The organism is Shewanella sp. BJSY2023SW005 (assembly GCF_047314585.1).
In the GTDB taxonomy this organism is placed as follows: domain Bacteria; phylum Pseudomonadota; class Gammaproteobacteria; order Enterobacterales; family Shewanellaceae; genus Shewanella; species Shewanella algae.
On record NZ_JBKORJ010000001.1, the window covers coordinates 1 to 1,456 of the forward strand.

1 rRNA gene is annotated in these 1,456 nt (G+C 51.0%); it reads right to left on the reverse strand.

The window, feature by feature from the left end:
- Positions 1-1,433, reverse strand: a 23S ribosomal RNA gene (locus ACMHXI_RS00005); the annotation flags it as partial.
- Positions 1,434-1,456 lie beyond the last annotated feature (23 nt).

Here is a 1,456-nt window from a genome sequence, read left to right on the forward strand (position 1 = left end):
GGCCTAGCCTTCTCCGTCTCTCCATCGCAGTTAGCAGAAGTACGGGAATATTAACCCGTTTCCCATCGACTACGCCTTTCAGCCTCGCCTTAGGGGTCGACTCACCCTGCCCCGATTAACGTTGGACAGGAACCCTTGGTCTTTCGGCGAGGGGGTTTTTCACCCCCTTTATCGTTACTCATGTCAGCATTCGCACTTCTGATACCTCCAGCGTGGGTTACCCCTTCGCCTTCAACGGCTTACAGAACGCTCCTCTACCGCACTGATGCAAGCATCAGTACCCGTAGCTTCGGTGAATTGCTTAGCCCCGTTACATCTTCCGCGCAGGCCGACTCGACTAGTGAGCTATTACGCTTTCTTTAAATGATGGCTGCTTCTAAGCCAACATCCTAGCTGTCTAAGCCTTCCCACATCGTTTCCCACTTAGCAATTACTTTGGGACCTTAGCTGACGGTCTGGGTTGTTTCCCTTTTGACGACGGACGTTAGCACCCGCCGTCTGTCTCCCGGATAGCACTCTTTGGTATTCGGAGTTTGCAAAGGGTTGGTAAGTCGGGATGACCCCCTAGCCTTAACAGTGCTCTACCCCCAAAGGTGTTCGTCCGAGGCGCTACCTAAATAGCTTTCGAGGAGAACCAGATATCTCCCGGTTTGATTGGCCTTTCACCCCCAGCCACAAGTCATCCGCTAATTTTTCAACATTAGTCGGTTCGGTCCTCCAGTTGATGTTACTCAACCTTCAACCTGCCCATGGCTAGATCACCGGGTTTCGGGTCTACACCTAGCAACTATACGCGCAGTTAACACTCGGTTTCCCTACGGCTCCGCTATTCGCTTAACCTCGCTACTAAATGTAAGTCGCTGACCCATTATACAAAAGGTACGCAGTCACGGTCTCAAGAACCGCTTCCACTGCTTGTACGTATACGGTTTCAGGTTCTATTTCACTCCCCTCACAGGGGTTCTTTTCGCCTTTCCCTCACGGTACTGGTTCACTATCGGTCAGTCAGGAGTATTTAGCCTTGGAGGATGGTCCCCCCATATTCAGACAACATATCACGTGTGCCGCCTTACTCGATTTCATCTCTGGTTAGTTTACGTGTACGGGGCTATCACCCTGTGCCGCTGTGCTTTCCAACACATTCCACTAACACCCCAAAGACTTAAGGGCTAATCCCCGTTCGCTCGCCGCTACTTGGGGAATCTCGGTTGATTTCTTTTCCTAAGGGTACTTAGATGTTTCAGTTCCCCTCGTTCGCCTCACTAAGCTATGTATTCACTTAGTGATGACACCTTATGGTGCCGGGTTTCCCCATTCGGACATCGCTGGCTCAAATGCTTGTTACTAGCTCACCAACGCTTTTCGCAAGTTACTACGTCCTTCATCGCCTCTGACTGCCAAGGCATCCACCGTATACGCTTGGTCGCTTAACCATACAACCCGGATGAGTTTTCAT